12 protein-coding genes are annotated in these 17029 nt (G+C 57.5%); 2 read left to right on the top strand and 10 right to left on the bottom strand.

The features are described 5' to 3' along the window. Positions 1–34 precede the first annotated feature (34 nt). Positions 35–2050: an NADPH-dependent 2,4-dienoyl-CoA reductase gene (locus BFP70_RS06715; protein ID WP_066010595.1), complete on the bottom strand. Its 2016-nt coding sequence runs from the start codon at positions 2048–2050 to the stop codon at positions 35–37. A gap of 323 nt (positions 2051–2373) precedes the next feature. On the opposite strand from BFP70_RS06715, the gene ileS reads away from it, so the two are divergent. Next, positions 2374–5277, top strand: a complete 2904-nt coding sequence (ileS, locus tag BFP70_RS06710; RefSeq protein ID WP_066010594.1) for an isoleucine--tRNA ligase — start codon at positions 2374–2376, stop codon at positions 5275–5277. Between the two features lie 81 nt (positions 5278–5358). Here the strand turns inward: ileS and BFP70_RS06705 are convergent, their stop codons facing one another. The 7 genes from BFP70_RS06705 to fsa all read right to left on the bottom strand — a co-directional run bounded on the left by BFP70_RS06705 (position 5359) and on the right by fsa (position 13494). Then, positions 5359–6978 carry a BCCT family transporter gene (locus BFP70_RS06705; protein ID WP_066010593.1) on the bottom strand — a complete coding sequence of 540 codons (1620 nt, stop codon included), beginning with the start codon at positions 6976–6978 and terminating at the stop codon, positions 5359–5361. 278 nt (positions 6979–7256) lie between these two features. Further along, complete coding sequence (locus tag BFP70_RS06700) at positions 7257–8876, bottom strand: BCCT family transporter (RefSeq protein WP_066010592.1); 1620 nt, start codon at positions 8874–8876, stop codon at positions 7257–7259. Positions 8877–9144: 268 nt separating this feature from the next. Next, complete coding sequence (locus tag BFP70_RS06695) at positions 9145–9843, bottom strand: phosphatidylcholine/phosphatidylserine synthase (protein ID WP_066010933.1); 699 nt, start codon at positions 9841–9843, stop codon at positions 9145–9147. Between the two features lie 147 nt (positions 9844–9990). Next, positions 9991–10791, bottom strand: coding sequence for a hypothetical protein (locus BFP70_RS06690; protein ID WP_066010591.1), 801 nt, complete (start codon positions 10789–10791; stop codon positions 9991–9993). Between the two features lie 166 nt (positions 10792–10957). Then, entirely contained in the window at positions 10958–11881 is a 924-nt protein-coding gene (locus tag BFP70_RS06685) for a tyrosine recombinase XerC (protein WP_066010590.1), read from the bottom strand. Next, on the bottom strand, positions 11882–12586 hold the full coding sequence (locus BFP70_RS06680) for a DUF484 family protein (protein ID WP_066010932.1): 705 nt from the start codon (positions 12584–12586) through the stop codon (positions 11882–11884). A gap of 254 nt (positions 12587–12840) precedes the next feature. Next, a complete protein-coding gene (fsa, locus tag BFP70_RS06675) occupies positions 12841–13494 on the bottom strand; it encodes a fructose-6-phosphate aldolase (protein ID WP_066010589.1) in 654 nt (217 codons plus the stop codon). A 105-nt stretch (positions 13495–13599) separates the two neighbouring features. Here fsa and BFP70_RS06670 point away from each other — a divergent pair, with 105 nt between their 5' ends. Next, a complete protein-coding gene (locus BFP70_RS06670) occupies positions 13600–15792 on the top strand; it encodes a primosomal protein N' (RefSeq protein WP_066010588.1) in 2193 nt (730 codons plus the stop codon). 43 nt (positions 15793–15835) lie between these two features. Here the strand turns inward: BFP70_RS06670 and BFP70_RS06665 are convergent, their stop codons facing one another. Together BFP70_RS06665 and BFP70_RS06660 are read right to left on the bottom strand one after the other, a co-directional pair. After that, positions 15836–16201 carry a hypothetical protein gene (locus BFP70_RS06665; RefSeq protein ID WP_066010587.1) on the bottom strand — a complete coding sequence of 122 codons (366 nt, stop codon included), beginning with the start codon at positions 16199–16201 and terminating at the stop codon, positions 15836–15838. A 9-nt stretch (positions 16202–16210) separates the two neighbouring features. Further along, entirely contained in the window at positions 16211–16978 is a 768-nt protein-coding gene (locus BFP70_RS06660) for a DUF6478 family protein (protein ID WP_066010586.1), read from the bottom strand. Positions 16979–17029: the final 51 nt, after the last annotated feature.

Genomic DNA, 17029 nt, shown 5'->3' with positions numbered 1-17029 from the left:
AATCACATTAACCGAAGTTAGGGCACGATGCGCCTTACAGTGCCGCGCCCAAACGCGTGCCTTGATCAATCGCGCGCTTTGCATCCAGCTCGGCTGCGACATCGGCACCGCCAATCAAGTGAAAAGGTTTATGCGCAGCCGTCAGTGCCTTAGCCAAGCCGGTCTCACTCAGCTGTCCGGCGCATAGGACAACGGTGTCCACGGGCAGAATTTGCCCCGCACCCTGTTCGGGGCCAAAGTTGATATGCAACCCCTGATCGCTGATCTGATCATAGTTGACGCCGGACAGCATTTTCACCCCTTTGGCCTTTAGCGCGGCGCGGTGAATCCAGCCGGTTGTGCGACCAAGGTTTTTTCCCGGCCGTTCTGCCTTGCGTTGCAGCAACCAGACTTGACGCGCCGCAGCCTCGGGTGCGGCCGTGACCAATCCGCCGCGCGATTGCGCCGGATCGCCCACCCCCCATTCCCGCCGCCAGGCCGCCAAATCCAAGGTCGGGCTGTGCACCGTTGTCAAGAATTCCGCGACATCAAAGCCGATCCCCCCTGCCCCGATGACCGCAACCCGTGCCCCGGCGGAGACGCGCCCCGACAAGAGATCGGGATAGGTCACAACATGGCCCCCATACACCGGGATCTGCGGATCACGCGGGCGCACACCGGTGGCTACGATCACCTCATCATACCCGACCAAATCGTCAGGTCGCACATCACAGCGCAACCGCAGATCAACACCCGACACCACGAGCATGGTCGCAAACCAATCGGTCAGCCCGTGGAATTCTTCTTTGCCAGGGATGGCACGTGCGTAGATCAGCTGACCACCGATCTGATCGGCGCGGTCAAACAACGTCACCTGATGGCCCCGCCCCGCAGCCGTGATCGCTGCCGACAGGCCCGCAGGCCCGGCCCCTACAACCGCAATCCGGCGCGGCACCTGTGTCGGTGTAATTGTCAGCTGCGTTTCATGCCCGGCACGTGGGTTCACCAGACAGCTAGAGGTCTTGCCGGCAAATGTATGATCCAGACAGGCCTGATTGCAGGCGATACAAGGGGCGATCTGTTTTGCCCGCCCTGTCTGCGCCTTGACCACGAAATCAGGATCCGCAAGCAAAGGCCGCGCCATTGAGACCATATCGGCCTCCCCTGTCGCCAGGATTGCCTCTGCCACCTCGGGCGTATTGATACGGTTTGAGGCAATAACCGGGATTGTGACCTCTGGACGCAGCCGTCCGGTCAACCATGAAAATGCCTGCCGTGGCACAGAGGTTGCAATGGTCGGCACCCGCGCTTCATGCCAGCCAATCCCGGTATTCAGCACATTGGCCCCCGCCGCCTGAACCGCGCGCGCCAGCTGCACCACCTCTGCCCAACTGGAGCCATCTGGCACAAGGTCCATCAAAGATAGTCGGAAAATCACCAAAAAATCCGCGCCAAGCATGGCACGCACCCGTCGCATCACCTCTACGGGCAGTCGCATACGGTTTTCATAGCTACCGCCCCATTCATCATCGCGGTGATTGCTGTGGCGCACAAGGAACTGATTCAAAAAATAGCCTTCTGATCCCATCAGCTCTACGCCGTCATAGCCTGCGTCGCGCGCCCGTGCGGCTGCCGTCGCGATATCGGCAATCTGCTTTTCGATTCCCATGCCGTCCAACGCTGTCGGCCGAAAGGGCGAAATCGGTGATCGTATCGCTGATGGTGCGACACAATCCTTGCCATAGGCATAGCGCCCAGCATGCAAAATTTGCATCGCGATCTTCCCGCCTGCGGCATGGACACGCGATGTCACCATACGGTGGTGGACGATATCTTCGGCGGTAAACAAGCCTGACGCCCCCGGAAAAACACCGCCTTCAGCATTCGGCGCCATCCCCCCTGTCACCATCAACCCCACACCGCCACGCGCACGTTCTGCATAGAATTCCGCGACCCGGTTCCAATCGCCTCGCTCTTCCAGATTGGTATGCATTGACCCCATCAACACCCGGTTGGGCAGCTGCAATGGCCCCAAATCAATCGGCTGCATAAGATGCGGATAATGGCTCATGGGTGTTCCTCCCCCTTGGCATGCAAACCGCCCGACCCGGCCTGCCTAACGTAAGCTATCATGGCAATATGCCCCACCGAAGTCATGTGAAACGCCGCGTTACAGCCAATTGCGCGTAATAGACCCCCGTTCGACGTGGTCAAAGCGTCAGATCCGCTTGCCCAAGGGCGCACGCCCGCCTATAACGCGCCAATGATCAACGCGGCTCACATCCTACGAATTATCAGCCCGGCGCTCTGACGCGTCAGGGTAGCCGGGAGCTATGAGCCAAGCGACAGGTCGCCACCTGCGCGACCCTTCCCCGTTCCAAGGATTTTCCACATATGTGCGCCGACACAACCGACAAGACCGTCGATTACCGCGATACCGTCTTTCTGCCCGAAACCGATTTTCCGATGCGCGCAGGCCTGCCACAGCGCGAACCCGAATGGCTGGCCCGTTGGGAACAGATCGGGATCTATGATCGTTTGCGTGACAAGGCGGAAGGCCGCGCGCCGTTTACGCTGCATGATGGTCCCCCCTATGCGAATGGCCATCTGCACATCGGTCACGCCCTGAACAAAACGATCAAGGATATCATCGTGCGCAGCCATCAGATGATGGGCCATGACGCGCGCTATGTTCCGGGCTGGGATTGCCACGGCCTGCCGATCGAATGGAAAATCGAAGAGCAGTATCGCAAAGCCGGCAAAGACAAAGATGACGTTCCGGTCATCGATTTCCGGCAAGAATGCCGCAAATTTGCCGAAGGTTGGGTGGATATCCAACGCGAGGAATTCAAACGTCTGGGCGTATATGGCAATTGGGCAGACCCCTATCTGACGATGAACTTCCACGCAGAACGCGTAATCGCAGAAGAGTTCATGGCGTTTTTGATGAATGGCAGCCTGTATCAAGGGTCCAAACCCGTGATGTGGTCGCCGGTTGAAAAGACCGCCCTGGCCGAGGCCGAGGTCGAATACCACGACCATACCAGCCACATGATCTGGGTTCGGTTCAAACCAAAATCCGACGTGTTGGACGGGGCAAGCGTTGTGATCTGGACAACCACGCCTTGGACCATTCCGCAAAACCGCGCCGTGGCTTTCGGTCCGGGCATCGCCTATGGCCTGTACCGTGTCGACACGGTCGAAGACAAATCGACCGCCGTCGCAAGCGAGCTTCTGGTGCTGGCCGATGTGCTGGCCGAGGGCGTTCTGAAATCGGCGAAGGTCGAGGGCTTTACCCGCGTCCGTGACGTGGCAGCGTCCGAATTCGAAGGCATCTTGCTGAACCACCCTTATGCCGGTGTCGATGACGCGAATGGTGAATGGGATTACGATGTTCCGATGTTGCCCGGCGACCATGTCACCGATGACGCGGGCACCGGGTTTGTGCATACTGCGCCCAGCCACGGCGATGACGACTATCAGCTTGGTCTGCAATACAAACTGCAAATGACCTATAACGTTGAAGCCGATGGATCCTATCGCGCGGATCTGCCGATCTTTGCCGGTCTGAAGATCGTCAATGACGATGGGAAAGACGGCCCGGCCAATGTCGAGAATATCAAACAGCTGGCCTATGCGGGCGCGCTGTTGGCCAAAGGCAAATTGAAACACTCTTACCCGCATTCGTGGCGCTCGAAGGCGCCGCTGATCTATCGCAACACGCCGCAATGGTTTGCCGCAATTGATGAAACCCTCAGCGATGGGATGGGCGAGAACGGCGACACGATCCGCAAGCGCGCGCTGAAATCCATCGAAGATTTGGTCGAATTCACGCCGAAATCCGGTGAAAATCGTCTGCATTCGATGATTGAAACGCGCCCCGATTGGGTTTTGTCACGCCAGCGTGCTTGGGGCGTGCCACTGACCTGCTTTACCAAGGTTGGCGCGAAACCCACCGATGCAGATTTCTTGTTACGCGATGCCACAGTCAACGCCCGGATTTGCGACGCGTTTGAACAGGGCGGCGCAGACGTGTGGTATGAAGAGGGCTTCAAGGCGCGCGTGCTCGATGGTATCGTGAACCCTGATGACTACGCGCAGGTCTTTGACGTGCTTGATGTGTGGTTCGACAGCGGCTCCACCCATGCGTTCGTGCTGCGCGACCGTGCGGATGGCACACCCGATGGTATTGCCGATGTCTATCTGGAGGGCACCGATCAGCACCGCGGTTGGTTCCACTCGTCGCTATTGCAGGCCTGTGGCACCAAGGGCCGCGCGCCCTATCGCAATGTCGTCACCCACGGGTTCACGCTGGATGAAAAAGGCATGAAAATGTCCAAATCCATCGGCAACACCGTCGCACCTGAACAGGTGATCGAACAATATGGCGCCGATATCTTGCGCCTATGGGTGGCGCAGGCCGATTACACATTGGATCAGCGTATCGGTCCAAAAATTTTGAAAGGCACGGCAGACAGCTATCGCCGCCTGCGCAATACGCTGCGGTTCATGCTGGGGGCACTGGACGGGTTCGACGCATCCGAGCGCCTGGATGTCGCCCAAATGCCAGAGTTGGAACGCTATATCCTGCATCGTCTGGCCAAGCTGGACGCACAGGTGCAAGAAAGCTATCGCGCTTTCGACTTCCAAAACGTCTTCCAGATCCTGTTCAATTTCTGCACTGTGGAATTATCAACGCTGGAATTTGATATCCGCAAGGATGCGCTTTACTGCGACGGCAAGGACAGCACCGATCGCCGGGCAGCACGCACCGTTCTGGATTTGCTGTTCCACCGCCTGACAACCTGGTTGGCGCCGATCTTGCCGTTCACGATGGAAGATGTGTGGTTGTCGCGCTTCCCCGGAGACGATAGCTCGGTCCATCTTATCGACTTCCCGGCCACCCCCGCCGATTGGGCGGACGAGGCTTTGGCCGCGAAATGGGACGGTATCCGTCGCGCCCGTCGCGCAGTGACCGCAGCTCTGGAAATGCAGCGCAAAGACAAGGTCATCGGCTCCTCACTTGAGGCCGCGCCGGTGGTCCATGTCGAAGATCCAGCCTTGCTGGATGCGCTGCAATCGGTGCCATTTGCCGATCTGTGCATCACATCTGCGCTGGCGCTGACCGCCGATGCGGCCCCCGCCGAGGCCTTCCGCCTGCCCGACATTCCCGGCATTGCCGTGGTGTTTGAAATGGCCCCGGGTGAAAAATGCGAACGCTGCTGGAAAATCCTGCCCGACGTTGGCACCCATGCACATGCGGCCACATGTGCCCGCTGTGACAGCGTGCTCAGCTAAGCACTGGGCTGATAGCGGATCAGATATAAAAGCCCCGCCGGATCGCATCCGGCGGGGCTTTTTCATGCGCCATTGGCGGAGTCAGCTTTTGTCAAAACTGTCCAACTCTGGCCGCGTGCCGATTGAGATATGATCAATATCTTCTTGCGCAAAACCTTTGATCAAAGACGGGATCATCATACAGACCAGAATGAAGATCGGCAGGCCAACAACGGTGATCACCTGCTGCAACGCGTTCAACCCCGCATCGCCCGCCAAAATGATCAAAACCATGGCCACCATTCCTTCGGCCACGCCCCAAAATACACGCTGATGCACCGGTCCCGGTGCAGCCGTGCCAGTGCAAAGCATATCCACAACCAGCGACGCCGAATCCGATGAGGTCGCAAAAAAGATCGCAACAATCACAACCGCGATCCCTTGGATGAACGTGGTAAAAGGGAAATGTTCAAAGAAAGCGAACATGGCCAGCGGCACACTATCGGCCACGGCGGCGGAAATTTGCCCGGCTTGATCGCCCAATGCCGCACGCGCGGCCAAGCCAAGCCCGTCAAATTCCATCGCCTGCCAGCCAAAGATCGAAAACCAGATCAACGTGAACAAAGACGGCGCCAACAGCACCCCCAGAACGAATTCACGCACTGTGCGTCCGCGCGAAATCCGCGCCACGAACAGGCCGATGAAGGGCGACCATGTCACGGTCCATGCCCAATAGAACACGGTCCACGATCCCTGCCAGCCCCAGCTGGCAGTGCTGGGGTCCTCATCTGCCAACATATCGTTCCAAAAGGCCAGCCGCGGCAGGTTCTCAAAATACAGTCCAAAAGTTTCCACGATTCCGCGCAGCAAAAACAGCGTAGAGCCAGTCACAAGCACAAAGACCATCAAGGCCACTGCCATGCCGATATTCAGGTTCGACAGCAGCTTCACGCCCTTATCCAGCCCCGCCACAATAGAGATCACCGCAACAACCGTCAAAACAGCTAGAATGCCAACCTTCATCACCGTGCCATCCGCCCAGCCGAACAACGCGTTCAACCCCGCAGCAATCTGCAATGACCCAAGCCCGAGCGACACGGCCACGCCAAACAACGTCCCAAGGATCGACGCGATATCAATTGCCTTGCCAATCGGGCCGTGGATCCCCTCGCGCAGCAGGGGATAAAACACCGAAGACACGCGGACCGGCAGATCATAGCGATTGATGAAATACGCAAAGGCCAAGCCCGGAAGCGCGAAAATCGTCCATGTATGAAGGCCAAGATGGTAGATCGCGATGGAGATCCCGTCTTGCGCCGCCTCTTTGGTGAATGGCTCTACGCCGGGCAGTGGCGGGTTGGCAAAATGGCTGATCGGCTCTGCCACGCCCCAAAACATCAGCACCGTGCCGATACCACCGGCGAAAAGCATCGTGAACCAGCTAAGGTTTGTATATTCGGGCCGCGATCCTTTCGGCCCAAGTCGGATATGACCATGCCGCGAGGTTGCCGCCCAAATCAAGAAACCCAGCCAGACATTTACGCCAAGGATAAAAAACCAACCAAGATTGGTGACAATCCATGAGCGGCCTGAAGCAAAGCCATCCCCGATCGCATTCGGGAACAGGGTCAATAAAATTACGAAGGCGACGGTGCACCCTGCAGAGACGAAGAAAATTGTGGGATCTGTGCGGAGGCCAAGGCGGCGCGCAAGTTCTTGCAAGACGGGCTCCTTCTATATCGCTTGAGCGGATCGCTCGGAAAAATCTGATGAAACGCGTCATCTTGGCGCGATCGACACAGCCGTGCCCGCACCCATGTTCCGTTTAGCCTGGCGCGCAAATGTGGTTTTTCAACCCCGGGCACGAAAAAACCGGGCGAATACCGCCCGGTTTTATTTAAATGCTGCACCTCTGCCCATTCACAGGCTGGTGACGCAGGCAATCTGTCGTGTCAGGGCGCCGATGAGCCGCATGCAGCGGCAGGGGCAGCCCCTTTGCCTTACTTCAGCTTGGCTTTTTCCGATTGCAGGCCTTTGACGATGCTCCAGCACATCAGCAACAGCACCAAGGTGAACGGCAACCCGGTCGAGATAACCATTGACTGCAGCGCCGACAGACCGCCGCCAATCAACAGCACAATCGCCACGCCACCTTCAAAGGTCGCCCAGAACACACGCTGCGGAACCGGCGCATCGACCTTACCACCGGCCGTGATCGTATCGATCACCAAGGAACCGGAATCCGATGAAGTGACGAAAAACACGATGACAAGAACGACCGCCAAGATCGACGTGATAGAAGACAGCGGCAGCGCATCCAACATACGGAACAATTGCAACGGCAGTTCCGCATCTTGCGCAGCGGTATAGCCATCCATGATCACCTGTTGCAGCGCAGCGCCGCCAAAGATCGACATCCAGATCACACAGGCCAGCGACGGGATAATCAACACACAGGTGATGAATTCCCGCACTGTGCGGCCCCGCGACACGCGGGCGATAAACATACCCACGAACGGCGACCAGCTGATCCACCACGCCCAGTAATACGAGGTCCAGCCCTGCACAAAATTGGTATCCGTCCGTCCGAAGGGGTTGGACAATGCCGGAAGCTCGGTCAGGTAGGACCCCAGCCCCATGCCAATATCACCCAGCAGGATCAATGTTGGCCCAGTGAACAGCACGAATAGCAGCAACGCCAGTGCCAGCACCATGTTAATTTCGGACAGTTTCTGAACGCCGCCTTCCAGCCCGCGCAAAACCGAAATCAACGCCACAGCTGTGATACAGGCAATCAAAATCACCTGTGTGGTGATACCGATCGGAATGCCGAACACCGCATTCAAGCCTGCATTCGCCTGTGTCGCGCCCAAACCCAGAGATGTTGCCAAGCCAAACAAAGTTGCGAATACCGCAAGGATATCAATGATATGTCCCGGCCAGCCCCAGATCTTCTCTCCAAACAGTGGATAAAAGGCCGAACGGATCGTCAGCGGCAAACCCTTGTTATAGGAAAATAACGCCAGCGCCAGCGCAAGAACCGCATAGATCGCCCAAGGGTGCAGACCCCAGTGAAAGATCGTGGCCGCCATACCAAGGCGCAACGCGGCCTCTTGGTCGCCTTGCGCGCCACCCAATGGCGCCCAATCGGACCCCGACATGGAGCTAGAGTAATGCGACATGGGCTCTGACACGCCATAGAACATCAGGCCAATGCCCATCCCGGCCGCAAACAGCATTGCAAACCAACCCGGATAACCAAAATCAGGCGTCGCATCCGAACCACCAAGGCGGATCTTTCCCCATGGGGACACGATCAAAAACAGGCAAAACAACACAAAGATGTTCGCCGCGCCCAGGAAGAACCAATCAAACCCTTTGGTCACGGAAGAAAACAACCACCCGAACAGGCTGTCCGCCGCATCATGGAACACCAAAGTGAAAATGATAAAAGCAACAATCGAAATGCCTGAAATCATGAACACTGGATTGTGGATGTCAAAGCCGAACTTACCGACTTTGCCTTCGACGTTATCTTGGCCGATCTCATATTCTGTATCAATCGGCGCCGCGATACCTTCGGGCGCGGGAACCCCTAAATCTGTGTCTTCCTCTGCCATGCAGTAACTCCTGTCCTATTCCATTTTTATCGTTTCACGGTGCCCTTGGGGCACTGTCTATATTCACGCTTGCGACATAGCGCGTGATCGCATTGTGCCAAGTCGACGGCGCGTCAACTGCCTCGCCCTACTGTTTAAGGGCAATCGTGCCCCAGGGCATAGTCACGCAGATGTGACATCAGGTTTGGCCTGCACTTGCGTCTGGGTCATGGTGACACCACCCCACCGTAAGGTTACGGCAAAGCCGACACTTTGGCAGCGTATTGCGTCAGTTCTTGTGTCTTACCTGAATCAGCTGCTGTGCGATACCGACGAACAGCAAGTAGATTGAGCTAACAACCAACAGCCCATGTGCCACCGATCCGGTGTTGAAATCCGTCCACGCCGCCCATGCCGCGCAGATTGTCCACAATAGCGCGATTGGCAGCGACAGCTTGCGCCACCGCTGCGTGCGTGTGGGATGAATGAATTTCAACGGTAGGAACATCGCAACCGCCAAAACAAGCACGGTGATCAACACCACCCATGTCTCGGGCCGCAATGCAAATAACACCAAGACCAGCATATTCCAGCATGCGGGGAACCCAGCAAAGGAATTATCCTTCGTTTTCATCCGTGTATCCGAAAAATACATGACGCTGGCATAGGTGATTGCCACCACGGCCAGCCATCCCGTCCAATCTGGCAACATGCCGGATTTGAACAGCGCATAAGCAGGTATGAAAACATATGTCAGGTAATCGACGATCAGATCCATCAACACGCCGTCATAGACAGGGAAGTTGGTCTTTACGTCATATCGCCGTGCCAATGGGCCATCGATCCCATCCACAAACAGCGCCACCACAAGCCATAGGAACATCAGGCTCCATTCACGCTCCACTGCGGCATCCAACGCCAAAAGCGAGAACACTGCACCCGTTGCAGTAAGAAGATGAACCAGAAGGGCCTTGATGCGAATATCCATAGGATCACCTGATGCCGCAAACCAGTCCGCAACGCAAGCAACAGCCCAATGATGCATGGCCTTCGTGCAGGGGCGGTTCGCACGACATGGCCAGAACAGGACGTTGGGGGCAGCACAAGGCCGCCCCCAACGAAGATCCGTTCAGGATCAAACAGGCGCCGTCTCGCCGGAAATCTGACTCAAGAGCTCCGTGAATTGCTCGTTACGCTGTTGATTGATGACCGCTTCGTCACTTTCGCTTTGGGCAGTTTCCGAAACCGTCATCACTTCAAACAAGGACTCATACATGGATTGCGATGCGCTTACGCTGCCATTCGGGCCATCAGGCCCACCACCTGGGGGTGGCCCGCCCGGTGGTGGCCCACCGGCGGATGGCTCATTCGCGAGCGAGGCTTCTGCCTCCTCTAGCTCCGCGATTCGGGTCGAGACGTCATAAGCGGCCTGTTCTACCGCTGAAAGCACACCGTCATCATCCAGATCAAATGCGGCTTCTTCCGTGCTTAGGGTTGATTGCGTGCTGGCAGAGCTACTCTCTGCGGCCGCAGTTGGCGGGGCCCCACCCGCCGGAGGTGCCGCTGTTTCGGCGGCCCCCACTTCTGTACTGCTTAATGCACCATTGTTATTTGCGTCATATTCACTGATCGCATCTGCCAATAGCGCGGCGGCGGACGTGTCTTCAACCTCGGCCAGCGAGAGTTCTCCATCCCCGTTCACATCATCATTGGTTACAAGAGCCTGAAATAAGGATTGCGCCTGTGCCCCAGAGCCGGAGCTTTGGGCATTGGTCGCATTCTCACCCAGGCTCGCCTCCGCCGCGGGCGGGGGCGCCACGGGCAAAGTGATGCCCGTAGTATCATTGGTCTGTTCGGCCTGAGTGGTCGAACCTGCCGCCATCGTCTGATAGGCGGCCTGCAAGCTAGAGTAGCCTGCTGTGGCGTAGACATTCATGGCAAGTTCCTTTCTGAATGTGGAACACCACTCTGGTCTGCGCCTGCTTTATGAAAGAAACCTTGCCAGAATGTGGTTAATGGATCGGGTTCTCTGATAGTTGATCTGGAAGTGAGAACAATTCTATCAGTCGATCACTATTTCCTTGCGCAATTATAAGCTGGCATCAGGATCGTGGATGTGCCGCCTTATAGACATCCATTAACCGGGCCTGATCAACAGCTGTATAGACCTGCGTTGTGGCCAAACTGGCGTGGCCCAGCAATTCCTGGATGGTGCGTAAATCGCCCCCGGCTGATAATAAATGCGTTGCAAAACTATGGCGCATCGCATGCGGGGTCGCCGTTGAGGGCAGGCCCAGCGCCATCCGCGCCCGTTCCATTGCTTTGGCAATCAGCCGCCCGCTAAGAACGCCGCCGCGCTTGCCGCGAAAGATTGGATCACTGGGTCCAAGGTCAAACGGGCACAACTGCAAATAGGCATCCACTGCACGACGCGCGGCCGGCAGCACTGGCACCATACGTTCCTTGCCACCCTTACCGCGAATGCACAGCACTTCAGGCAGCGGGATTTCTTCGGCGGTGATCGACAGCGCCTCGGAAATTCGCAAACCACAGCCGTAAAGCACGGTGATCACCGCAGCATCGCGCGCGGCGATCCATGGCTCATTGGCCTGAAAATCCACTTGCTCAATCACCGCACGCGCCGCATCCTCGGCCAAAGGCCTTGGCAATTTGCGCTGAAATTTTGGCGCCCGGATCGACAGTACCGCTGTGGCATCAAACCCCTGACGATCCGACAACCACCGCGTGAAGCTTTTGACACAGCTAAGGCTGCGCGCCAGCGACCGCGCTGACAATCCCCTGCCGCGTTCATGCGCCATCCATGCCCGCATATCCGCAGCCGTCAACGCCGCAATACGCGCAACGCCAAAGCCCTCACCATGATGAAACTGCATAAAGGTCAAAAAGCCGCGCATATCGGCGCTATAGGCCTCAATCGTTTTCTCGGATGCGCCGTCTAAACCACGCAGATGCGACAGCCATTGCGCCATCGCATCGCGTAAGCCCGGTGTCAGCCCCAGCGTCATTTATCCCAACCAACGCCGCATAGCACGTTCAAACACGCCAGCGAAAAACGCCAGCAAATCGGTGCCCTGCGACGGTTTGAACTGATGCGGATCTTCGGCCCCCATTACCAGCATGCCTGGCAAACGGTTCTTTCCCAAATCCAAAAGCATCAACGCCTCTGACCGGACCCAAGACGCGGTTTCACCATAGATCGCCGCCGATTGCGGCTGTGTCTGGCGCAGCACCACCGGGCGCGGCTGTGCGGAATAGCCTGCCGACATATATTCGGCCACAAAGCCCGGCTCTGCGACGCAAAGCACATCGCCCAGCTTGCGCAGCGCCGGGTCATCCTCGGTCTGCTGCGTTTCCAGCACAAGGCGCACACAATCCACCCGCAGCGTTTGCGCCACATCTGTGTTCAGCGCCTTGAGGAAATCGGCAAATTCATGCGGATCAAGCATACGCAAAACAGCCCGGTGAATTTGGTTCGTGCCGGCCAGATTGTCATAGGCTGCTGCAATCACCGACCGGTGCGTATCTTCCAATCGGTCCAGCCGCGTTTCCAAACGCTGCATTGCAACACCGCGCAGATCGACGATATTCGTGCCCATCGCCGCCTCATTGGCCGCAATCAACGCGTTCATCAGATCGCGATCATCAAGAATCATCTCCGGGTCGGAAATGATCTTTTCACGTAATTGATTAGCCAGTGCCGGGTCGCTCATGCCTGTGCCTTGCTTCAGATTATTTTCCGTCACCATAGCGGCATTCTTTCACAAGTTCAGCAGGATTTTACCATGATCTGCAAAAGCGGCAAAGCCGTGACGCTCAGATATGGTCTGACGCCACGCGATTTGAATATGCGCCTGCTTGGGTGGGGATACAAAACGCCCTGCCAGCGGGTCACCGGCAGGGCGTATTTATATGCGTGTTAGGGCGCGCCAAATGCCTGCCCCAACATTGCCAGATGTCTTAAATATCAGACGATTTTCTGACCGGTTTTTGCCCAGTCGGCCATGAATTGCGCAAGGCCCTGATCGGTCAGCGGATGTTTGACCATCGATTTGATAACCGCGGGTGGTGCCGTGATCACATCCGCGCCGATACGGCCACATTCGGCGATATGGTTGGTGCTACGGATCGACGCTGCAAGAATTTCTGTCTTGTAATCATAATTGTCATAGACAGTGCGAATATCATCGATCAGCTGCATACCATCCAGGTTGATATCATCCAGACGACCAATGAACGGCGAGATAAACGTCGCGCCCGCTTTGGCCGCCAAGATCGCTTGGCTGACAGAGAAGCACAGCGTGACATTGACCATATGGCCTTCGGATGCGAAAGCCTTACAGGCGGTCAGGCCATCCCAGGTCAACGGCACCTTAATCGCGATATTGGGGGCAATTTTGGCAAGTTTCAGACCTTCTTCGATCATGTCTTTGGCGTCGGTCGCCACAACCTCGGCGGAAACCGGGCCAGACACGATGTCGCAAATCTCTTTCGTGACTTCGAGAATGTCGCGCCCCGACTTCATAATCAGCGACGGGTTGGTGGTTACACCATCCACCATGCCAAGATCGTTCAGTTCCTTGATGGCGGCCACATCGGCCGTATCGACGAAGAATTTCATGGGGATCCTCCTGAATGTCCGGGTGTGTGATAGCGCAAAACCTACAGGCGCGAAAGGGAGGATTGCATCCGCCCTTTCCCAAGGCGTCACCCAAAGGAATGCCGCATGACTCAGCACAGCGACTGGTTCGCCCCCGGCACCCGCTGCGCCGTATTGACCGCAGAGCCGATCGGCAGGCCCTTGGACTATTTAGCGCCTGATGAGGGCTGCTTCTTGGGCGCCTTTGTTGAGGTGCCCTTAGGCCCACGCAAGGCTCTGGGTGTTGTCTGGGGCGCGGGTGATGGTCAGTTTGACAGCGCCAAACTGCGCCGCATCACCCGCGTGCTAGAGGCCGAGCCGATGCGCGAAGAACTGCGGCATTTCTTGCTCCGAATGGCCGATTATACGATGACGCCATTGCCACAAATCCTGCGCTTGGCCACGCGGGCACCGGGCCTTGCAGATCCGCCCGGCATGCGCAAAGTCTATCGGTTGGGCGCAACACTTCCCACGCGGATGACAGACCCAAGAGAGCGGGTGATCGCAGTCTTACGCGACCATGGGGGTGCGGGGTTCCAGCTGGGCGAATTGGCGGCGCTGGCAGGCGTTACAACACAGGTGGTCAAAGGTTTGGCCAAAGCCGGGGCGGTCATCGAATCGGATGTGCCCCGCGATGCACCGTTTGTGCGGCTGGACCCGTCGCGGCCCGGCAAGCATTTATCCCCCGCCCAAGATGCGGCCGCGACCACCCTGCGTGACAAGGCCGGGGCTTTTGGCACGGTATTGCTGAAAGGGGTCACCGGATCGGGCAAGACAGAAGTCTATCTGGAAGCGGTGGCCGAATGCCTGCGGCAGGGGCGGCAGGCCTTGGTCATGCTGCCTGAAATCGCGCTATCGGCAGAATTTTTGTCCCGGGTGCAGGCACGGTTTGGCGCGCTGCCGGGTGAATGGCACTCTGGCGTGACGCAAACGGAGCGGCGGCGACTGTGGAAAGCCTGCGGCACAGGAGAGGCGCAAATGGTTGTTGGCGCACGCTCATCGCTGTTCTTGCCGTTTCGCGATCTGGGTTTGATCGTTGTCGATGAAGAACATGACACGTCGTATAAACAAGAGGAAGGCGTGTTATATAACGCCCGTGACATGGCGGTTTTGCGCGGTTCATTATGCGGGGCGCAGGTGGTGCTGGCATCGGCCACGCCATCATTGGAAACTTGGGCGAATGCCGATAGCGGCAAATATGACCGTGTCGATCTTGCGGCCCGATTTGGCGCTGCTGAGCTGCCCGCGATGGGGGCCATCGATATGCGCGACGAGCAGATCCAGAGCAACCAATGGATCGGTTCAACTTTGATGCGCGAGATCACAGCACGGATCGCACGGGGCGAACAATCCATGCTGTTCTTGAACCGCCGGGGCTATGCGCCCGTGACAATCTGTCGGGCCTGCGGCCACCAGATCGGCTGTGATCATTGCGATGCCCGCATGGTGGAACATCGGTTCCAAAACCGGCTGGTGTGCCACCAATGCGGCGAAGAAAAGCCAATCCTGCAAACCTGCCCCAGCTGCAAGGTGGAAGGGAAACTCGCGCCGGTTGGCCCCGGCGTGGAGCGTCTGGCAGAAGAGGTTGCGCAGCGTTTCCCTGATGCCCGTCTAGCGGTACTTAGCTCTGATCTATTTGCCTCGGCCCGCGCGCTAAAAGCGGCAATCGCAACCATCGCAGACGGGGAAGCCGACATCATTATCGGCACACAAATTGTCGCCAAAGGGCATAATTTCCCCAAGCTGACCTTGGTAGGTGTGGTGGATGCAGATCTGGGGCTGCAGGGCTCTGATCTGCGCGCGGCGGAACGCACGTTCCAATTGCTGCGCCAGGTTGCCGGCCGCGCAGGGCGTGCCGAAACCAAGGGCATCGCCCTGTTGCAAAGCTATCAGCCCGAGCATCCCGTGCTGCGCGCCATCTTGGCCGGTGATGAGGAAGAATTCTGGCGCGCCGAAGCCGCACAGCGCAAATCCCAAGCCGTGCCACCCTATGGGCGCATGGCCGGGATCATCCTGTCTGGCCCGGACCTGAAACCACTGTTCGACATTGGCGAGACATTGGCCCGACAATCGCGCCCTTTACAGCAGATTGGCGCGATGATCTTTGGCCCCGCTCCGGCCCCGATTGCGCGCGTGCGCGGTCGTCACAGGGTCCGCATGTTGATCAAGGCCGAAAAGGCGGCACCGCTGCAAAAAGCGTTGGCGGTCTGGGTCGCGCAGGTCAAACTGCCCAGCAACGTGCGGCTGGCCATCGACATCGACCCGCAAAGCTTTTTCTAAGCACGGGGCCTTTTAAATACCGGGCCTTCTTACCCCCCGTCGATTAACTGTCGTTATTTTCGGTATCGGCACAATGGCGCCGGAACGCCCGCTTTAGCAGATCCAACTCGGCACGCAGAAAATCGACTTCGGATTGCAGATCACCCGCCAGTGGCGCGCCGGCCACCAGGGTCATCTGCGCCAATGTGTCATCGCGGTCGTGACGGCGCAGCAGCAAAGTATGCACACCATCGGACAAGATATCTGCCGGCACCGGAACGCTGACTTTCCACCTGTCTGAGGATTTTTGTTCAACCGTCAGCCCATCCAGAGCCTGCCCCAGATATGAGGCGATCACATTCGGCTCTCCCTCACAGCCGATCAGGATATCCCATACCCCGCCCCGCAGATATGTTTTTTCGACGTTCATGGCCGCTCCTTACAATTCCGCGCGGGGGTGCCGCAAAAACGTGAGGTCGCGCATATTAATCGCATTCATCCGCGCGCCTTCAAAAATAATGTCCACCCATGCCCGTTCCAGACGTTTCTCATTCATCCGGGTATAGGCCAGATCAAATTCCACGAACCCGCCGCTGCCATCCATCGGCAATTCACGCACCAATTGCTCTGTGTTCGGGCCGTGCATGACGTTCAAACGGCAAAACACATCCAGCGGCCGCTCTGCCACCAGATCGATGCCCAACCGGACCAGATGATTGACCCGCAGCCCCGCAAGCGCGGCGTCGGGCAAGTCCACCACCAAAGACAGAAACGATCCGCTAAAGCTGAACACGTCCAGTTGCAGACCGAATGGCGCAGCCCCTTGGGCATTACGCTGTTGCTGTAAAACCAGCTCTGCGCTCTCACCGTCATGAAAAATCGTCAGTTCAGATCCCAGCTTATCGCGGGTGTTGGCAGGGGCCAGACCACGCGGGCGCAGCGGGGCCGTCCATGCCTGCGGTCGCCATGTCCAATCACATCCCAAGGGCCGTTCGATGCCGACATCATCGGCCTCTGGTGCCATAAGGCGGCGATCTGTTTCTAATAAGAACCGTTCTATTTCGGCTTTGACACTGCGGGCTTCTTTGCTGACCGATTGCAGATCGGTAACCGCCAAGTCATCCACCAGTGCTGTCGCATGGCGCCACCGCTTTAGGGCGCGTCCCTGCGCCACACGATCCAGAAAACCGCTTGGCAATCGACTCATTTAGCCCTCCTGAAACGCAAATTGGTCACAGCGCTGTGCAAAATTCCAAAC

The organism is Thioclava sp. SK-1, assembly GCF_001705665.1.
Classification (GTDB): Bacteria; Pseudomonadota; Alphaproteobacteria; order Rhodobacterales; family Rhodobacteraceae; genus Thioclava.
The sequence above is the reverse complement of the archived record's forward strand: the minus strand, read 5'-3'. Positions and strand labels throughout refer to the sequence as shown.